This window comes from Pseudomonas entomophila (assembly GCF_029193575.1).
Taxonomy (GTDB): domain Bacteria; phylum Pseudomonadota; class Gammaproteobacteria; order Pseudomonadales; family Pseudomonadaceae; genus Aquipseudomonas; species Aquipseudomonas entomophila_G.
On record NZ_JARGCS010000007.1, the window covers coordinates 12,232 to 29,945 of the forward strand.

The window sequence follows — 17,714 nt, forward strand, 5'->3', positions numbered from 1 at the left end:
GTGCGCCTGCTGCGCCGCTTGTGGCCCCGCACGCTGTTCGGCCAGTTGCTGCTGATCATGGTCAGCGGCACGCTGCTGATCCAGCTGATGTCCAGCAGCATCTGGTTCGACGTGCGCTTCGCCCAGGTGCTGGAGGCGCCGGTGCGGCTGATCGCCGCCCGCAGCGCCCCGCTGCTCGCCCAGGCCGATTGCCATGCTGGCAGCGTGCCGGTGCCGGCGCATTACCAGGCGCGCTGCGTCGAGACCCTGCCCAAGGCCCAGCAGGATGACCGTCGTGGGCGCCACCGGGTCGAGTTGCTGTTGCACCAGGCCCTGGCCTACGAGCTGGGCGAGCCCTCGCAGGCGCGCCTGCTCAAGGTGCAACTGAGCGACGAGCTGGGCCAGCCGATCGTCTGGCGCAGCCTGTTCGGCCTGCGCACCGCGCAGGCGCATATCCAGTTCGCCGTGCCCCGCGCCGACGGCCATTGGCTGCTGGTCGACGGCCAGGAACTGCAAGGCTGGAGCGGCGAGTCGGCCTGGGTGCTGATCAGCGACTACCTGCTGCGCGTCTATGCCCTGCGCATCGTCGCGGTGCTGTTGGTGTGCCTGCTGGCCGTGCGCCTGTGCCTGCGCCCGCTGCGCCGCCTGGCCGACGCCGCGCGCGGCCTGGGCCGCAACCTGGAGCAGCCGGCGCTGCCGCTGGAAGGCCCCGAGGAGGTGCGCCAGGCGGCGCAGGCGTTCAACGCCATGCAGCAGCGGTTGATTGCCATGGTCAACGACAAGGCCTACTTCCTCGCCGCCGTCTCCCACGACCTGCGCACCCCGCTGACGCGCATGCGCCTGCGCCTGGAGCGGCTGGAGGACGGCGAACACAAGGAGCGCCTGCGGCACAACATCGCGCAGATGGACGGCATGATCGGCCAGGTGCTGGACTACCTGCGCGCGGGGGAGCAATTGAACCTCGAAGCGGTGGATATCGACCACCTGGTGGCGCGCGCCTGCGCCGACCTGGCCAGCGCCAGCGAGCCGCTGCCGGTGCACGGCCAGGCGGGGCAGGCGCGGGTCGATGCGCTGCTGCTGCAACGCTGCCTGCAGAACCTGCTGGTGAATGCCTTGCGCTATGGGCGGGAGGTGACGGTGGCGCTCACCCGTGATGACGCCGGGGTGCGCATCGCGGTGGAGGACCGTGGGCCGGGCATCGAGCCGGCCCTGCTGGCGACCATCACCGACCCCTTCGTGCGCGGCGAAGGCTCGCGCAACCAGGCCTCGGGCGGCTACGGGCTGGGCCTGAGCATCGTCCAGCGCATCGCCGCCAGCCATGGCGGCGCGCTGCGCTTGGCCAACCGCGACGGCGGCGGCCTGCGCGCCAGCCTGTACCTGCCAAGTGCCTGAGCGATGACCGACGGCAACGTCACCCAGGCAGAAACAGGCAAGAACCGGACATTCATCCGATAACGCCGAGCACAGCGACTCCGTAATCTGGACCCATGCAGCAAGGGCTACCCCACTGCACCGGGTCCAGCAGCGAACCACGATGGCTGCCTCGCCCGACTCACCCCAACTTGATAGGAGTCGCCGCCATGAAATCGATCACTACCCTCATCCTCAGCGCCACCCTGATCGCCACCAGCGCCAGCGCTTTCGCCGTGCCGAGCAAACCCCAGCAACCGGTCGTCGCCGAGGGGGGCTTCGAGCGCACCCCGGCTGGGCAGCGTGTAGCTGAAGGTGGTTTCGAACGCACCCCAGCGGGCCAGCGTGTTGCCGAAGGTGGTTTCGAGCGAACCCCAGCGGGCCAGCGTGTTGCCGAGAACGGTTCCGAACGTACCCCAGGCATGCTGCGCGTCGCCGAAGGCGGTTCGGACCGGTTGCACGATCATCAGCAACGCGGTTGAGCCCATGCCCATCACCGAAGCGTGCGCCAGGCGAGGCGCACGCGGGTTTTTCCCAAGACCAATGGCGTGTTCTAAACGCTCTTTCGTTCTCGACGCAATGCCACCAAGCGCTGGCGCATCTGCCGATGCCGCATACTGTTGAACGCCAGCAATGCCAGCAGCGGCAAAGCCAAGGCGCTCGCTAGCAGCACAGCGTTCACGCCACTGCCAAATACGCTCAATGCCATCAGCAATGTCGCTATGGGTACGGGCAATACGGCCCATATCGCCCAACCCAGGCCCCGGATCATCACGAAGTGGCCGACGCACAGCACCAGCACCAACACCCCGCCCACGGCCATGCTGTACGACAAATAGTCGGGATCGCGGCGCCAGTGGTGGTCGACCCACACCACCACGGCCATCGCGATCGACAGCAAAGACGTGAAGAAACCCAAGGCGAAGATTGGGAAGTAGCGACGCATGAAGGCGATGAATGCTTCGAACTCCATCATGGTTCCCGCCACCTCCGTGCTGTCTGAAAGACGCTCATCGTTTGGCCTTTGCGGCTCTCTCAACGTTTCGCTGCCGCCTGTAGTGCGCCAAGCGTTCGCACATTTCTCGGTAGCGCTGGCTGTTGAGCACCAGCAATGCCAGGAGGGCGGTCAGCAGCACACTTGCGTAAACGAACAGATGCGGCCGATAACCGTAGGTGGGCAGCACCATCAGAACACAACCGATACAGATAAGCGCCACGCCCCATGTTCCCCAACGCCGCCCACGCACTACCGCTGCATGGGCCGTCACGAATGCCAGAACGACCACCGCCAAGCTCAAGGGGTAGGTATTCTCTCTCGCGCACACTCGGCAATAAGTGCTCCAGACCAGGGAAAATGTCCCTGCGGCCGCATAGATGGAAAGAAAGTAAGCCGAAAGAAACACCGTAAAGTAGCGATTGAGGAATTGCTGCAGTTCAGGATGACGGCTCATTCTTCCAACTCCTCGTACAGGCCCACCGCAATGTTCTGCACGGTGCCGCTCCCGGCGAATCCTATCGTTGCCCCCAATGCATCCTTCATCAAGGTCTGGGTGGCATGTTGAATCTGCGTCGGTGAATAGCGCTTCACCATTTCGCCCGCACTTTGCCGGAGTTTGAGTTGCTTCGCCGTCAGGGACGGATGCTTGATCAACAGCAGTTCTTTGGTCAGCGCCTTGCGCTGCTGCCTGCTCAGCGATCGCGTCAGCTCATACCAACTGGAGCCAGTCGCCGCCTTTCGTACCTGAAGCAATCGAAGCGTGCTCAACCCTGATGCGCCAACGCCCAGCAGCGAAACGGCGTCCAGCACGGGTGACGCGGCCTTGTACCAGGCTTCCTGGTCCATCGCGTCGTTAGCTGACGGGTCGTTCGCCTCGTTCATCGTTCTGGCGATGCCAATGAAACACTGGGCGGTGCCCGCCGTTGCCGCGGCATAGCCCGCAACGGTGAGTACGGCACTCGTCCCACCGGAAAACGGCACGGCAACCGTTCCACTGAACATGACGACCCAACCGATGATCGCGCCTGCGCATGAGAGTGTCGTATTGACCGCCTCCTTCACCAATCGCGACTCGCGCGGGTTGGTCTGCACTTGGCTCATGAACTGCTCGGGCGAGGTGTAGCGAGGCGCCTCGCGCAGGATGATGCGCTTGGGCTTGATGCTGCAGATCGGCTGGAACTCGCGCAGCACGATCACGTTGTAGTCGGCGTCGATGTACACGACGCCCGCGCCGACGATGCCGGGGTCGGCGTCGATGGCCTTGAACAGCTTCTGCTGGTCGATGCGCGCCTGGAGGCGTTGGCGGGCGAGGAACTGCGAGGCGTTGCCCAGGGGCAAGGGGGTGGTCATGGGGATTCCTTATCGCCAGGGGGTTTTGTGGGGCTGTGCCGGCCCTATCGCGGGCTTACCCCGCGATAGGGCCGGCACAGCCCCTGCAAAACCATCACGCCCACGGGCAGCCCATGGGCGAGACTTCGATCACACGTTCGGGCAAGGCACCGGCGCCCAGTCACCCATGTCCGGGTTGCGGCACATGCTGTTCACCTGGTCCTGGCCAGCCTTGGCCACCTGCTGTGCCTCGGTCTTCTTGCCGGAGGCGTTCTGCAGGGTCTTCTCGGTGGCCACGGCTTCCTGTGGCACCACGGGCAGCTTGGCCTTGCTGGCCTTGCCACCGGTCTTCTTGCCGCCGCTGGCGCTGGCCACCTTGCTGGTGTCGGCCTTGGCCACCACCGCCACGTCGGTGCGCTGCACACCCACCTGCTTGAGGTCCTGCTCGTAGGCCTGGGTGTAGTTGTCCAGGTTCTCACCCAGGCGGCCGTTGACCGCGGTGATCAGGTTGTTCGACTCCTGCAGGCCGGCGACGATCTCGGCCAGGCGCTTGCGCCCCTCGGTGTCGTTGATGCGGTTGGCCTTGCGGTTCTGGATCAGGCTGGCGAACTCGCGCTGGTAGCAGGCCTGGGAAGCCTTGGCGTACTGGGTGGTGCGGTCCATGTCGGCGGCGCTCTTGTCGATGTCGCTGGCGTAGGAGGCGATGCGCTGCTTGTCGTCGCTGATCTGCTTCTGGCGCTCGGTGTAGTAGCCCGCCGCACCACCGACCAAGGCGCCACCCGCCGCGCCGATGGCGGCGTTGCGGCCACGGTTGTCACCGTCGACCAAGGCCCCGGTGAGGGCGCCGCCGACCGCGCCGAGCAGCGCGCCAGTGGCCACCGAGCGGGTCATGTCGCCGTCGGTGGAGCGCAGGTGCTGCACCGGCTCGTAGCAGTTGGGGTAGTACTCCACCTTGGTGCTGGCGCCGATCTTCGACACCGGCGAGCCGGCGCAGCCAGCCAGCAGCACGCTGCTGAAACCGGCGGCCAGCAGCAGGGCGGCACGGGCCTTGGAGGCGGTGATCAGGGGCTTGCGAGTAAGGCGCATGGTCAGGTTCTCTCTTGGGGTTGTACGCATCCGGCGGGCCTCATGCCCGCCGGGGTCGACTTCGGGTTTTCAGGGTCGGGGCGCGGCAGCGGAGGCCAGCAGCTCCTTGAGGATCGTCGCCGGGTCGGCCCGCCGGTTCTGGCGGTACTCCCCGACGTGGCGGACGAACAGGGTGGCGCGCGCCTCCAGGCTCTTGCCCAGCACCGGCTTGCGCTCGAGCTCTTGCTTGACCCGCTGGAACTGCGCCTGGATCACCGCGTCGGTGTAGCGCGTGCCGCTGGCCAGGTTGTCGATGTAGATCGCCAGGGCGCCGTCCAGGGCGCTGCGGCCGTTGCCGATGGCGGCGCCGTACAGGCGCGCGCTGGCCTGGTCGCCAGAGGCCTCGGCCTTGGCCTGGGTGGCCTGCAGGTTGGTCAGGCGAATGTTGTAGTTGTTGATGGTCTCGGCCACCAACGCGGCGGACTGGATCAGGTTGCCAGCCGCGTCCTCGCGCTGGCGGGCGATCAGCGAGACGTTGCGCTTGAGCTCTTCGTTGACCAGCCCGAGTTCGGCCTGCAAGCGCGGGTCGGCGGTGCCGGCGATGATGCCGTCCAGGCGCTGGGTGGGGTCGTTGGCGGCGGCGATGTCGTCGGTGAGGTTGGCCAGGCGGCCCTCCTTCTGCCACTGCTCGAACAGCTCCTGGTAGCGCGAGCGCGGCGCCGACAGCGCGCCGATGGCCACCCGGAAGCCGGTGGTCTCGTTGCGCTGCTCGGTGCCGTCGGCGCCGAACAGCGGGTATTCGCGGCGCATGCCAGTGAACAGCGTGCCCTCGCCTTCCAGGTAGTTGCCGCCCTTGACCACGAAGCCGCCGTAGGCACCCTGGCGCCGTCCCGCGTGCACCAGCTGGAACGACTCCTGGACCATCTCGGCGGCGTTGCCGAGCACATCGAACAACCCCAGCGGGTTCGCCAGCTTGGTGCCGATCGGCATCAACCGCGCGGCCTGCCCGGTGCCGCCGGCGACCTGGTTGAACACCGCCCAGTCGCCCAGCGGGCCGTCGCCCTCGGCGCCCTCGACCTTGCGCGGGAACAGCCGCCCGTCCAGCTCCTGGCGGCTGACCGCCGAACCGCCACGGGCGGCGAACTCCCACTCGACCTCGGTGGGCAGCCGCACGAAGCCGATGCCGCCGTCCTCGGGCTTGCTGCCCCGGCCACTGACCGGCAACAGCTCGCGGTGGTGCTTCATCAGCCAGGCGCTGTACACCGCGGCGAAGCGCTCGGCCTCGAAGCGCGACAGCTTGACCTTGGGCAGGCGCCCCGCCGCCTCGGTGACCGGCGCGCAGGCGGGCGGCGCCTCACCGCTGGCCAGCGATTGGGCCTGGGCCATCACCTGGGCGTATTGGCGAGCGGTCACCTCGTACTTGCCGATGAAGTACATCATCGGCTTGAGCGGGCTGCCGGCCTCGGCCTTGGGCAAGCTGGGCGCCACCTGTTTCTGCCAGGCGGGCGACAGGTCCTGGAGGCTGAATTGGCCGTTGATGAAATCACGCCGGTAGCCCGAGATGAACGACTGCTTGTAGCCGGCATCGCCCTCGCTGAAGGGGTAGCCGAGGTTGACCTCACGGTCGTCCAGGCTGCCCTGGGCCAGCACGTAGACATGGCGGAAGACGATCTCGCCGCCGCACGGCAGCGGCAGGCTGACGTCGTCGGGCAGCGGCTTGGGGTTGTCCAGCTTGCTGTCGGCGACGGCGGGGGCCTTGGGTTCGTCGCCGTCGGCCTGGGAGCAGGCGGCCAGGCCGGTGAAGGCGATGGACAGGGCGATGGCTTTGCAGCGGCCCCAAGGGATTGAGCGGGCATCAGACATCACGAATTCCTTGCGAAGCGTCGATCCGCGCCACCCGCCAGCCGCCCAGGGCGGCGGCGCCGGTGCTGGCCAGCAGCACGCCGAGCAGCGCGACGAAATAGTGCGAGGGCAGCAGCTGGCTGGCGTACTCGCCAGGCACCTGCATGAACAAGCGGTTCAGGCCTTGCTCGGCCAAGGCATACAGCAGCGCCGCCAGGGCCGCCGCCAGCAGGCCGCTGTAGAGTGCCTGCAAGACCACGAACAGCAGCAGCGCGGCGCTGCCGAAGCCAAGCAGGCGCAGCACCGCCAGCTCGCGCTGCTTGCGCTCGACCGCCGCCACCGCGCCCGCGGCTATAGCGGCCAGCGCACCGGCCACGGCCAGCGCGGCGATGATCCAGAACACCAGGTCGAGGTTGCGGCTCAGCGAACGCACCTGGGCGATCTGCGCGGCCTGGGTCGAGACCAGCAACTTGCGCTCGGCGAAGTACTCGCGCAGCGGCTCCACGTCGTCGAGCGCGCGGGCGTACAGGCGAAACGCCGGGTACACCCGCGCCGCGCCAGCGGCCTCGCCGGGCCAGCCCAGCGCGGGCACGGCGCGGCCATCGCGGTAGTCTTCGGCGGCTTCCAGCAGCGCCAGCGGGGCGAACAGTGCATCGCGCTCGAACGCCGCCAGCGGCAACACCGCCAGCACCTGCACGGGCGCCTGGCGCCATTGCAACTGGCCGGCCTGCTGGCGGCTGAAACTGGCCTGCAACGTGTCCCCGGCCTTGGCCCCGAGCTTTTCCGCCGCAGTGAAACTCAGCACCACCTGCCGCAGCGCCTGCGGCACCGCCACGCCGTCCAGCAGCGGGTCGCCCACGGCGGTGGGCAGCATCTCCACGGTCACCCCGCGCCCTTGCTCGGGCGCCAGCAGCTCGGCGGTGGCGGCGATCTGCCGGGTGCGGGGCATGGCGAAGGCGACGTCCGGGCGGGCCGCGAGGCTGGCGACGAAATCGGCGCTGAAGCGCCCGCCGCCCAGCGGGATGACCTCACGCACGCCGGGGTCGCGTTGCAGGCGCTCGGTCAGGCTACCGACCAGGCCGAACTTCAGGCCGAACAGCACCAGCAAGGGGGCGATCACCGCCACCAGCGCCAGCACCGCGCAGGCCGACAGGCGCGCGTCGTGGCGGTAGTCCTGCCAGGCCAGCCCGGCGATCAGCAGCGGGCGCATCAGGCCGCCCTCTCCAGGCGCGCGGTGACGCCACCGTCGGCGTCGCGGCGGCAGTGCATGCGCCACACCGTCAGGCCCGCCGAGCGCGCCAGCGCCTCGTCGTGGGTGGCGACCACACAGGTCACCTGGCGCGCCTGGGCCTCGCGCAGCAGCAGTTGCATCACCCGCCCGGCATTCACCGGGTCGAGCGCGGCGGTCGGTTCGTCGGCCAGCAGCAGCGACGGCGCATGGGCCAGGGCGCGGGCGCAGCTGACCCGCTGGCGCTGGCCCAGCGACAGCGCCGCCGGGCGCTTGCGCAACTGGTCCTGCACGTCCAGCGCCTCGGCCAGACGCGTGACGCTGCCATCGTCGCCCAGGCCCAGCAGTTGGCGCGGCAGGCCGATATTGCCACGCACATCGAGAAAGCCCAGCAGCCCGCCGGCTTGCAGCACGTAGCCCAGGTGGCGGCTGCGCAGCGCCGCCAGGCGGTCGAGCTGGCGCCCGCGCCAAAGCCCGGCGATGTCCTGCGCCGCCCCGCCCAGTTCGAGGCTGAAGCCCTCGGCGGCATCCGGCGCCAGCACCAGCGCCAGCAGGTCGAGCAAGGTGCTCTTGCCGCAGCCGCTGGGGCCGACCAAGGCCACCCGCTCGCCCACGGCCAGGTGCAGCCGGTCGACCTCCAGGCTGTAACGCTGGGCACCCTGCCCGCGCGATTTGCGCACCACGTCCAGGCGCACCATCACGGCAGCGTCGACAGCGGCACACGGTACAGGGCGTCGCCCGGTTCGGCGTTGCCGAAGCGCACCCAGTTGGCCATGTCGTTGTGGAAGGTTTCGTAGAGCCGCACCTTCGAGTCGAGCTCGTCGATGAAGTCCTCCTGCTCGGCCACCGACAGCGACAGCCACAGGTCCTGGGTCATGCTCAGGGACTTGCTGCGGTACGGCAGGCCGTCAAGGTATTCGCCGAGCACCCCGCCCTGGGCCAGGTTGGCGCCCTTGCGCAGCGCGCCGGGGTCGCGGCTCATGTAGGCGCTGGCGCTGGCGATCTCGTTGAAGAAGTCGCCGGGCGAGCTGCGGGTCTTGCGCGCGGCGTCGACGATCAGCTTCAGCGATTGCTGCAGGTCGTTGAGTTGCAGCTTGGTGAGCATCACGCACACCTGCAGGGTCGGCAGCGCCGGGTTGGTCAGGTCGCGGTCGGCGGTCCAGGCGCTGACCAGCTGCGGCGCCTGGCTGGCGCTGCGCCGGCCGAGGAAGTCCATGTGCATGGCGTAGCCCACCGCCTGCGACTTGGCCGCCAGGCTGGCGCCGCCGGCCAGCAGCGGCACCGGTTGCGGCTGCTGGTTGCGCACCTGGTGCACCAGCTCGGCGAAGGTCGCGCCGATCTCCCGCACACGCTCGCCGAACGCCCCGACCTCGCCACCCGGCACGCCCACGTACAGGTCGCCGATGCGCGGGTTGGCGTCGGCGGTGAGCACCCGGTACTGCTGCTCGGCCGAGCCATGGTTGTTGACCCCGGCCGGGGTGCGCAGGTGCAGGGCGTAGAGCTTGATCTGCTTGCTCAGCGCCGCCTGGCGCACCTCGGCCTCGTTCATCTGGGTGCTGCTGAACGGGTCGTTCTTGCGCAGCGCGCCCGCGTCGCTGACCAGCAGGATCAAGCGCCCGCCGTAGCCGGACCAGTCCATGCCCTCGACCGCCTGCATGATCCCGGCGAAGGCGTCCTCGTTGAACGAATGGCTCGACACCGTGGTGGCCTTGACCTGCGAGGCCGCCTTGAGGAAGCGCGCCGGGTCGCGGCCTTCGTCCAGGGTCACCAGGGTCTTGCTCAGGTAGTCCAGGCCTGGGGTGCGCTTGATGCTGTTGCGAAAGCCCACCAGGCCGAAGCTGACGCTGCCCAGCTCGCCGCGCGCCGCCAGTTGCTGCTGCAACTCGCTGACCACCTGGCGCACCCGGTCGATGTAGGGCTGCATCGACACCGAGGTGTCGACCACCAGCACGATGCCAGTGCGGAAACCGTCGTCGCGCGCGGTGGCCACCCCCGCCGCCGTGGGCGCGTTGGCGCTGGCGCCGGGGTCGATGGAGGCGATGTTGAGCAGTTGCACTGGCTGGCCATCGGCGTCGAAGCTTTCGCGGTAGTCGAAGATCGGCATCAGGTAGAACTGCTCCAGGGGCACGGCGTTGGCCGTCGGCTCCAGAGCCATCACCTGCGGCACCTTGGCCGGGTCGTTCTGCGCGGCGAGCAGGTCGGCGCGGGCCTTGCCGGCATCCTCCAGCAGGCGCTGCACGTCGTCGGGCTGGCGCAGGAACATCACCGGTGAACGCCCGGAGCGTTCGGTGAACTTGAGCACCAGGCTCTGCTTCCAGTCGCTGAGCTGCGCGGCCGGCACCCAGCCCTCGCGCTGGCCATCGCTGGCGGCGCCGACCTGCACCCAGGTCTCGCCCGCCACCGCCTTGCGCTGGTACACGTACAGCACCGAGAACGCCGGCAACGCCTGGCCCGCCGCCGCGCCGGGGTTGTCGGCGAGCAGCGCGCCGGGCTTGCTCAGCACGCGCTGGAACAGGGTCTTCTTGCCGGGCATCAGCAGCGGACGCTGGTCGTCCACGGGCGGCGGCGAGGCTTCGGGTTGGGCCGGCACATCGACCGGCGTTTGCAGCACGAACGGCGCTTCGGGCGCGGGCTGGTCGTCACCGCGCAGCAGCCAGTAGCCCGCGCCACCCAGGCCGAGGGCCGCGGCGATGGCCACGGCGAGCAGCGCCACGGCGGGCTTTTTCTTTGCCGTAGGCGGCGCAGGCGGTGTCGGCGTGGGCTCCGGGCGCGGCGCGGCCTTGGGGATCTCCACCGACACCGGCGTCAGGCCGCCAAGGTCCGGCTGCGCCGGGGGCAACGGCAGCGGGCGGACCAGCGTGCCACCGGCCTCCTCCGCCGGCAGCCGGTCGAGCGCGGCGAGCAGCGCGGCGGCATCGGCGAAACGCTCGTTGGGGTCCTTGGCCAGCAGCCCGCGCAGGATGTCCTGGTAGCGCCCATGCTCGATGGGCAGCTCCGGCAGCGGCTCGGTCAGGTGCGCCAGCGCCGTGGACAGCGCGTCGGTGCCGCTGTAGGGCAGCTTGCCGACCAGGATCTCGTACAGCACCACGCCCAGCGCGTACAGGTCGGCGCGGCCATCGATCTCCTGGCCGCGCGCCTGCTCCGGGCTCATGTAGCTGGGCGTGCCGACGGCGAAACCGGCCTGGGTGAACTGGGTGCGGTCGTCCAGCGACTTGGCGATGCCGAAGTCCGACAGCACCGCCGTGCCGTCGGCGCGGAACAGGATGTTGGCCGGCTTGACGTCGCGGTGCACCAGGCCCTGGGCATGCGCGTAGCCCAGCGCCTGGGCCATCTGGCGCACGTACAGCACGCCCTGCTCGGGGCTCAGCCCCGCGGCGATGCGCTCCTTGAGCGTGCCGGCGGGCAGGTACTCCATGGCCATGTAGTACAGCGCGCCGACATTGCCGATGTCGTGGATGGTGGCGATGTTCGGGTGCGCCAGGCGCGCCAGGGTGCGGCCCTCGCGCAGGAAGCGCTCGCAGAAGGTGGGGTCGGCGGCCAGGCTGGCGGCCATGACCTTGAGCGCCACCTTGCGCTGCAGCGAGCGCTGGGTGGCCAGGTAGACGCTGGCCATGGCGCCTTGGCCAAGCTCGCTGTCGATGTCGAAACCGGGGATCTGCATGTCCATGCGGGTGCTCTTCACTCGGCCTTGACGACCACGGCGGTGATGTTGTCGGGGGCGCCCCGGGTCAGGCCCAGGTGGACCAGCCCGCGCACCATCTGGTAAGGGTCGGCGTGGCCGAGCACCTCGCCCAGTTCGTGGTCTTCGGCGGTCTTGGTCAGGCCGTCGCTGCACAACAGGAAGGTGTCGCCGGGCAGCACCTGCAGGGCCACGCTTTGCAGCTCGAGGTGGTCCTCGACGCCGATGGCGCGGGTGACGATGTTGCCGCGCGGGTGCACCCGCGCCTCGGCCTCGCTGAGCAGGCCGCTGTCCTGCAGCTCCTGGACGTAGCTGTGGTCGTGCGACAGGCGCTCGAGGCGCCCGTCGCGCAGGCGGTACAGGCGACTGTCACCGGCCCACAGGCCGATGCCCCGGTCGCCGCGCACGGCCAGCACCACCACGGTGCTGCCCATCAGCGCCACGCCGCGGCGACGGGTTTCCTCGCGCACCGCCCGGTTGACCCGCACCAGCGTCTCGCGCACGGCCTCGGCGCAGTCGTCCAGCCCGGCGAGCGGGGGCAACTGGCGCAGGCTGTCGACGGTCAGGCTGGCCACGTAGTCGCCCGCCGCATGCCCACCCATGCCATCGGCCACGGCCCACAGGCCCTCGGCGGTCAGCTCCAGGCAGGCGTCTTCGTTGATCTTGCGCACCATGCCGACATGGCTGTGGCTGGCTGCCGAATACATCACGCCACTCATACGGCCACAGCCTCGCTGCCGAGCATGAACCCGGCGAAGTCCTCGCTGCGTGGCAACCCGGCACAGCGCATCAACCCCGGCGCGATGCGCTCCGACCCGCGCCCCCACCACAGGCTCATGCCCTCGCACCCACACTCGGCCAACGCCCCCCCCCGCCCCTCGGCGGAAGTCACTTCGAAGCGTTGCAAGCCACCGATGGCCAGGCGCGCCCCCTGTGGGAGCGGCCTTGCGTCGCGAAAAGGCTGCACCGCAGCCTCGAAGGCCTCGAAGGAGGCATCGCTTTCGAGGGTTGCCAACAACACATCCTCAACCCCCTCGAACCACGCATCGCCCCCGGCAACCACCCCCGCCAACGACTCCCCCGGCGCCAACACCTGCGCCACGGTCAACGGAAAATACCGCCCGACCCGGTCAATGCTCGGCATCACCACCCCCACCACCGCCTCCGCGCCACACACCCCCGGCGCCAGCGCGAAGCGCCACAGCGGGCTCACCAGGTACGCTTGCAACCACTGCTCGCCCAGTTGCCGCTGGCTGGCCTGCAACCCTGCGGCCAACCAGCGGTCCCACGGCTGAATGAAGCTTTGCGGCAACCCACGGCTGACGAAATCGCCACGGCTGGCCAACTTTCCATAGAAACCGACGTCGTTCACAGGCGCTCCGGCAGGCTGAAACCGCTGACCACTCGGCTGCGGAACGGGTTGAAGGCGCTGCTGGCGCGCAGCTCGTAGGACACACTGGCGCCATCCACGCGCAGGCGCAGGCTGAAGCGCTCCGGCGTGCTGCCGGCGATCAGGTCGGACTGGTCGAGCAGGCGGAACCACGCCCACGGCCCTTCCAGCGTCAGCCCGGAGCGGCCCGTGCCAGAGGGCGGCGAGATCGACAGGCGCACCACGCCAATGCTGTTGGGGTTGGGCCACTGCAACGATACCGGCCGGCTCGGCCCGTGGTCGTAGCTGACCTGCTGGCCATCGAGGTCGAGCAGGAACTGGGTGATCGAGGCATCCATCGCCACCGGCTTGAGCTCGAAACGCACCCCCGGTTGCAGGCCAGCGCTGTTGCGGAAGTACGCATCGCGGATGTTCGCCGCGCGCTGGAAGGTGCCCAGCACGCTGGCGTTGATGCCCAGTTTCTGCGCCGCACCCGGCTGCCAGCTCCACGGCGTGGTGGCGGTGTTGACGTAGGGTTGCAGGTATTTGCGGAAGTAGTTGTCCATCACCCCGCCGACGCCGAAGAACTGGCCGAAGTCCTCCAAGGTGGCATCGCGCGGGCTGCCGGCGCTGAGCGGGTAGCGCCCGCTCAGCGACTGGCGGTAGACGTTGAGCACCTCGCTGGCCCAGGCGGCGTTGAGCTGGTTGCGCACACCGCCCATGACGATGGCGTTGGTCGAGCCGACCACCGAGCCGACCAGTTCCTGCACCACCTTGGGCTGGCGCGCCGCCCCCAGCGCCACGCGCTGCGCGGCGGCCTGGGCCTGGTTCTTGGCCTCGCCGAGCAGCGCCTCGCCACTGGCGCCGACCATGCCGCTGACCTGCACGTACAGGGCGTTGAGGTCGCTGAGCAGGCCATCGAGCGCGGCCGGCTGGCCTTCGCCGCTGGCAACCAGCGCCGCCAGGTCGGCGAAGTGCGCGGTCACCGGGTCCACCTCGCGCGCGGCCTGGCTGTCGCTGGCCAGCGGGGTATCGCCGAGCAAGCCGCCGAGGCGCTGGCGCAGTTGATCGACGCCGGCCTGCTCGACCTTGGCCTGGGCCTTGTCGAGCACGCTGGGCTGTTGCAGGTCGGTTTCCTTGGCCACGGCCTGGAGCAGCTTCTTCAGCGGCGAGGCCGCCCCGGAAAGCACGCGCAGCACGTCGGCGGCCTGGCCGACGCTGGTGATCGGCACGAAGTCGAGGTCGGCCAGCAGCGCGTCCCAGTGGCGGATGTAGTCCTGGTAGTAGAGCTGGCGCACGTCGTCGGCCAGGCGCTTGGCATCGCCCGACTCGCCCAGCTCGCGGCCCAGCACCCAGCGCTCTTCGGCCAAGGTCTCGCTATGGGCCAGGCTCGCGGCGAGAAACGCCTTGCGGTAGCCGTCGACAGTGAAGATGCCCGGCAATGGCTCGGTCAGCGGCTTGCCGCTCTTGCGCTGGAACACCAGCGTGCCATCGCGGCCAGCGGCGTCGCTGATACGGAAGTCACTGACCCCGGCGGGCAGCTTCTGGCGCTTGACCCGGTCGTACACGCGCTGCGCCACCGGCAGTTGCTGCAACTGGCGGCGGGTGTCGTCGATCAGGCGTTGGTCCAGGCGGGCGTTGGGCGGGCGCTTGTCGAACAGCGCCGCCAGGTGCTGCTCCAGGGCCTGGCGCTGCTCGGGGGCCAGGTCGCGCGGCAGGTGGCGCTCCCAATCCAGGCTGATCCAGGCCTTGATGAAGTCCGCGTCGTAGTGCGCGTTGTCGGCCAGCATCAGGTAGGCCTTCAGGCCCTCGTAGAGGTAGTCCGAAGGGCCGCCGGCATACAGCTGCTCCTCGATGCGGGTGACCAGGCGCGGCGCGAAGATGGCGATCAGCAGCTTGCGGTACACGCTGCTGGATTCCCCCTCGAGCATGTCGCCCTGGTACAGCCCCAGGCCCTCGGCCCAGGCCGGCGGGTCGTCGGCCAGGCGGCGCACGGCGTTGAGCAGCGGCAGCACCTCGATCACCTCGCGCTGGGCCGGGCTCAGTTCCTGCACGCGCTTGCCCAGGGGCTTGAGGCGGCTGTCGACCTCGGCGATGTACTGCTGGTTGGCGCGGTAGCTGAGGGTCCACAGGGTGCCGACCACCAGCACCAGGGCGACGCTCAGCGCCAGGGCGCCACGGGCCAGCCACTTGCGCCGCCGCTCGACCTTGGGGTCGCTGCCGACCAGCCCGCGTTCGGCGAAGGCCACGGCGCTGAACAGCCGCTCGATGAAGTAGCTGCGCCCGCTGCCGTTCTGCCGCGCCAGGTGCGCGCGGTCCAGGCCCATGCTCTGCGCCATGCTGCCGATCAGCCGGTCGATGGGGCTGCCTTCTTGGGTGCCGCTGGTGAAGTACACGCCACGCAGCAGGGCGCGGTCTTCATAGGCATTGGGCTTGAACACGCCATCGAGGAAGGCCTTGAGGTTGCCGCGCAGGGCGGCGAACTGCTGCACGAAGCCGTACACCAGGTCGCGCCGCGCCGGGTCGCGCTCCTGTTGCAGACGTTCGACCAGGCGCTGGCTCAGGCGCTGTTCGAGCAGCGCGAACTCGGCGTCGAACTGCGCCAGCGGGCCGTCGCCGTGCTGGCCGTCGTCGAGCGGGAAGGTCATGCCCCACACCTGCGCGCGTTCTTCCTTGCCCAGGTTGTCGAAGTACTCCATGAAGCCCGGCACCAGGTCGAGCTTGGTCAGCATCAGGTAGATCGGGAAGCGCACGCCCAGCTGGGTGTACAGCTCCTGGATGCGCTTGCGGATGGCCTGCGCGTGCGCGGCGCGCTCGGCGTCGCTGCCCAGCAGCAGGTCGGACAGGCTGATGGCGATGAACGCGCCGTCGATGGGGCGGCGCGCGCGCTGGCGCTTGAGCAGGTCGAGGAAGCCCAGCCAGGCGGCCTTGTCGACCTCGGCGTGGCTGTCCTGGGTGGTGTAGCGGCCAGCGGTGTCGAGCAGCACGGCCTGGTCGGTGAACCACCAGTCGCAGTTGCGCGTGCCGCCGACGCCGCGGATGGCGCCCTCGCCCATCTGCGCGGCCAGCGGGAAGTGCAGGCCGGAATTCACCAGCGCGGTGGTCTTGCCCGAGCCGGGCGGGCCGATGATCACGTACCAGGGCAGCTCGTACAGGTTGCGCCGCTCGTCACCGCCCAGGCGCGCTTTCTTCAGCAGCGCCAGGGCTTCGTCCATGCGCTGGCGCAGGGTCGCCAGCTCTTCGGCGGTGGCCACGCTGGCAGGGTCTGGCGCGGTCTCGGCGGCCAGGTTTGCCATCACTTGGGCGGCCTGGCGCCGGGCCTGGACGATGCGCCAGGCGCGATAGCCGCCCCAGGCCAGGAACAGCAGCGCGATCAACAGCCAGCGCGGCGTCGGCGGCGCCAGCCAGTCGAGCAGCGGGCCGACGAACCAGATGATCAGGCTCAGGGCGATGAGGCCCAGCACCGGGATCACCCAGCGCACGAGAAAACCGAAAAACGCCTTCACTCGACGCCCTCCGCCAATACGGTGATTTCAACCCGGCGATTCTTCGCCCGGCCCTGGGCGCTGTCGTTCGACGCCAGCGGTTCGGTGTCGCTCAAGCCCTGCGCGGTGAAGCGCACGGGCTGGCCGGTGCGCGCGGCGAGGAGGTCGCGCACTTCTTCGGCGCGGGCCTGGGACAGTGCCCAGTTGGAGGGGAAACGGAGGGTCGCGATGCGCTGGTTGTCGCTGTGGCCGGTCACCCGCACGTTGCCCTTGACCTTGGCCAGCGCTTCGGCGATGCGCAGCATCAGCGGCTGGAAGTCGCCCTTGATGCTGGCGCTGGCGGAGGCGAACAGCTCGTCGCCGCGAATGGTCACCACCGAACGGTCCACCGCGTCTTCCACGGCGACCCGCCCGGCCTTGATGTCTTCGGCCAGCAAGCCTGCCAGGCGCGGGCGCTCCACGGGCTTGGGCTGCACCACCGGGCGGTCCATGGCCTGCACCGGGATCTCGCCCAGGGCGTGGATGCCACGGAATATCGGCTCGGCATCAGCGGCCAGCTTCAGGCGCAGGCCGAACAGCACCAGCAGCAACAGCGCCAGGGCGATGGCCAGGCCGACCCACGGCGGCACGAACTGCGCCAGGCGGTCGCGGCTGACGCTGACGCCGCGCCAGTGCGGCGACAGCTCGCGCTCGATCTCGCCACGGGTGGCGCGCAGGGTCGCCGCGGTGCGTTCGCGCAGCGCCTCGAGCTGCGCGCGGCCGCCGTTCATCACCCGGTAACGGCCCTCGAAACCGAGGCTGGTGCACAGGTACAGCAGCTCCAGCAGGTTCAGCCGCTCACGCGGGCTTTGCAGGCAATGCTCGAGCAGCTGGAACACCTTCTCGCCGCCCCAGGCCTCGTTGTGCACGGTGATCAGCAGGCTCTGCTTGCCCCAGTCGCTGGCACTGCCCCAAGGCGTGCTGAGCACCGCTTCATCGAGAGCGGTGCACAGCGCGTAGCGCGCCAGCAACACCTCGTTGCGCGGCACGCCAGCGGCTTCGGCGCGTTCCTCGAACTGGCGCAGGTAGGCCAGCAGTTGCGCGCGCAGGCTGGCCGGCGCCGGGTGGGCCAGGGTGTTGCGCAGGCGGGTCAGCAGCGCCAGCAAGGGGCCGGCGGCCTGCTCCAGGGGGTTGAGGCCCTGGCCCTGGCCGGGCGCCAGCGGCTCGGCGGGCACCTGGGGCTGCGGCGCGGGCGCGGCCTGGGCCGGGCTCGCCGGCTGCGGGCCACGGCCACCAGGGCGCGGCATGAACTGGGTACGGTCGAAGGCCTGCGGGTCGTCGGGTTGCATCGC

The 17,714-nt window shown here is 69.5% G+C and carries 14 protein-coding genes; 2 read left to right on the forward strand and 12 right to left on the reverse strand.

What is annotated here, in order from left to right; translation table 11 throughout:
- Together P0Y43_RS01145 and P0Y43_RS01150 are read left to right on the forward strand one after the other, a co-directional pair.
- Complete coding sequence (locus P0Y43_RS01145) at positions 1-1,371, forward strand: ATP-binding protein (protein WP_275635457.1); 1,371 nt, start codon at positions 1-3, stop codon at positions 1,369-1,371.
- A 188-nt stretch (positions 1,372-1,559) separates the two neighbouring features.
- Positions 1,560-1,871 carry a hypothetical protein gene (locus P0Y43_RS01150; RefSeq protein WP_275635458.1) on the forward strand — a complete coding sequence of 104 codons (312 nt, stop codon included), beginning with the start codon at positions 1,560-1,562 and terminating at the stop codon, positions 1,869-1,871.
- 71 nt (positions 1,872-1,942) lie between these two features.
- Here P0Y43_RS01150 and P0Y43_RS01155 read toward each other — a convergent pair whose 3' ends face one another.
- The 12 genes from P0Y43_RS01155 to P0Y43_RS01210 form a co-directional block, all read right to left on the reverse strand.
- Positions 1,943-2,365 carry a hypothetical protein gene (locus P0Y43_RS01155; protein ID WP_275635459.1) on the reverse strand — a complete coding sequence of 141 codons (423 nt, stop codon included), beginning with the start codon at positions 2,363-2,365 and terminating at the stop codon, positions 1,943-1,945.
- A gap of 34 nt (positions 2,366-2,399) precedes the next feature.
- Positions 2,400-2,840 (reverse strand): hypothetical protein, encoded by a 441-nt coding sequence (locus P0Y43_RS01160; protein WP_275635460.1) that lies wholly within the window; start codon positions 2,838-2,840, stop codon positions 2,400-2,402.
- The gene (locus P0Y43_RS01165; protein WP_275635461.1) at positions 2,837-3,736 is read right to left on the reverse strand and encodes an NAD synthetase; all 900 of its coding nucleotides are present in this window, start codon (positions 3,734-3,736) and stop codon (positions 2,837-2,839) included. The genes P0Y43_RS01160 and P0Y43_RS01165 overlap by 4 nt, the downstream gene beginning before the upstream one ends.
- A 129-nt stretch (positions 3,737-3,865) precedes the next feature.
- Complete coding sequence (gene tagQ / locus P0Y43_RS01170) at positions 3,866-4,801, reverse strand: type VI secretion system-associated lipoprotein TagQ (protein ID WP_275635462.1); 936 nt, start codon at positions 4,799-4,801, stop codon at positions 3,866-3,868.
- 69 nt (positions 4,802-4,870) lie between these two features.
- Positions 4,871-6,643 carry a formylglycine-generating enzyme family protein gene (locus P0Y43_RS01175; RefSeq protein ID WP_275635463.1) on the reverse strand — a complete coding sequence of 591 codons (1,773 nt, stop codon included), beginning with the start codon at positions 6,641-6,643 and terminating at the stop codon, positions 4,871-4,873.
- A complete protein-coding gene (locus tag P0Y43_RS01180) occupies positions 6,636-7,832 on the reverse strand; it encodes an FtsX-like permease family protein (RefSeq protein WP_275635464.1) in 1,197 nt (398 codons plus the stop codon). The genes P0Y43_RS01175 and P0Y43_RS01180 overlap by 8 nt, the downstream gene beginning before the upstream one ends.
- On the reverse strand, positions 7,832-8,548 hold the full coding sequence (locus P0Y43_RS01185) for an ABC transporter ATP-binding protein (RefSeq protein WP_275635553.1): 717 nt from the start codon (positions 8,546-8,548) through the stop codon (positions 7,832-7,834). The genes P0Y43_RS01180 and P0Y43_RS01185 overlap by 1 nt, the downstream gene beginning before the upstream one ends.
- Positions 8,548-11,517: a serine/threonine-protein kinase gene (locus P0Y43_RS01190; RefSeq protein WP_275635465.1), complete on the reverse strand. Its 2,970-nt coding sequence runs from the start codon at positions 11,515-11,517 to the stop codon at positions 8,548-8,550. The genes P0Y43_RS01185 and P0Y43_RS01190 overlap by 1 nt, the downstream gene beginning before the upstream one ends.
- Positions 11,518-11,528: 11 nt before the next feature.
- On the reverse strand, positions 11,529-12,248 hold the full coding sequence (locus P0Y43_RS01195; protein ID WP_275635466.1) for a PP2C family protein-serine/threonine phosphatase: 720 nt from the start codon (positions 12,246-12,248) through the stop codon (positions 11,529-11,531).
- Complete coding sequence (gene tagF, locus P0Y43_RS01200; RefSeq protein ID WP_275635467.1) at positions 12,245-12,901, reverse strand: type VI secretion system-associated protein TagF; 657 nt, start codon at positions 12,899-12,901, stop codon at positions 12,245-12,247. The genes P0Y43_RS01195 and tagF overlap by 4 nt, the downstream gene beginning before the upstream one ends.
- Positions 12,898-16,404 carry a type VI secretion system membrane subunit TssM gene (gene tssM / locus P0Y43_RS01205; protein WP_275635468.1) on the reverse strand — a complete coding sequence of 1,169 codons (3,507 nt, stop codon included), beginning with the start codon at positions 16,402-16,404 and terminating at the stop codon, positions 12,898-12,900. The genes tagF and tssM overlap by 4 nt, the downstream gene beginning before the upstream one ends.
- On the reverse strand, positions 16,401-17,711 hold the full coding sequence (locus P0Y43_RS01210; protein ID WP_275635469.1) for a DotU family type VI secretion system protein: 1,311 nt from the start codon (positions 17,709-17,711) through the stop codon (positions 16,401-16,403). Before P0Y43_RS01210 ends, tssM begins: the two co-directional genes overlap by 4 nt.
- Positions 17,712-17,714: the final 3 nt, after the last annotated feature.

Bases quoted from the DNA above. Each gene is read 5' to 3' on its own strand.
- P0Y43_RS01160 (WP_275635460.1), bottom strand. From the start codon at position 2,840: ATGAGCCGTCATCCTGAACTGCAGCAATTCCTCAATCGCTACTTTACG.
- P0Y43_RS01210 (WP_275635469.1), bottom strand. From the start codon at position 17,711: ATGCAACCCGACGACCCGCAGGCCTTCGACCGTACCCAGTTCATGCCG.
- tagQ (WP_275635462.1), bottom strand. From the start codon at position 4,801: ATGCGCCTTACTCGCAAGCCCCTGATCACCGCCTCCAAGGCCCGTGCC.
- P0Y43_RS01190 (WP_275635465.1), bottom strand. From the start codon at position 11,517: ATGGACATGCAGATCCCCGGTTTCGACATCGACAGCGAGCTTGGCCAA.
- P0Y43_RS01155 (WP_275635459.1), bottom strand. From the start codon at position 2,365: ATGATGGAGTTCGAAGCATTCATCGCCTTCATGCGTCGCTACTTCCCA.
- P0Y43_RS01180 (WP_275635464.1), bottom strand. From the start codon at position 7,832: ATGCGCCCGCTGCTGATCGCCGGGCTGGCCTGGCAGGACTACCGCCAC.
- P0Y43_RS01185 (WP_275635553.1), bottom strand. From the start codon at position 8,548: ATGGTGCGCCTGGACGTGGTGCGCAAATCGCGCGGGCAGGGTGCCCAG.
- P0Y43_RS01195 (WP_275635466.1), bottom strand. From the start codon at position 12,248: ATGAGTGGCGTGATGTATTCGGCAGCCAGCCACAGCCATGTCGGCATG.
- P0Y43_RS01150 (WP_275635458.1), top strand. From the start codon at position 1,560: ATGAAATCGATCACTACCCTCATCCTCAGCGCCACCCTGATCGCCACC.
- P0Y43_RS01175 (WP_275635463.1), bottom strand. From the start codon at position 6,643: ATGTCTGATGCCCGCTCAATCCCTTGGGGCCGCTGCAAAGCCATCGCC.
- P0Y43_RS01165 (WP_275635461.1), bottom strand. From the start codon at position 3,736: ATGACCACCCCCTTGCCCCTGGGCAACGCCTCGCAGTTCCTCGCCCGC.